The sequence below is a fragment of the Sphingomonas sp. AC435 genome, assembly GCF_979253005.1.
On the sequence record NZ_CEEDCJ010000031.1, the window covers coordinates 1 to 324 of the forward strand.

Below are 324 nucleotides of genomic sequence, written 5' to 3' on the forward strand. Positions count from 1 at the left end.
CTGCAGACGCTCCTGCGTGAACTCCACGAAGAGCTGGATCTGCATCTGCCCGAGTCGGCGTTCGTGCAGTTGGGCCATTTCGGCGAAGTCGCCGCCCACGAAGCGGATACCCGGGTCGAGGCCGATATTTTCAGGGCCCTGCTCCCACACCCGGTACTGCCCGCAGCCGAGCTGGAAGAGCTGCGCTGGCTGAGCGCCCACGACCCGCGCACCGACGACCTGGCGCCGCTGCTGCGCCGCCCCGCAGTCAGCCGCTGAACGACCTTACACAAACGCCGAGGTCAAGCAGTTCGCCCTGGAGATGATCAGCCGCAGCGGCCTTTC

The 324-nt window shown here is 66.7% G+C and carries 1 protein-coding gene; it reads left to right on the top strand.

What is annotated here, in order from left to right; all coding sequences use genetic code 11:
• The coding region (locus AC0CH8_RS18840; RefSeq protein ID WP_465241193.1) for an NUDIX hydrolase at positions 1-258 on the top strand (258 nt) is incomplete at its 5' end.
• Between the last annotated feature and the right edge of the window lie 66 nt (positions 259-324).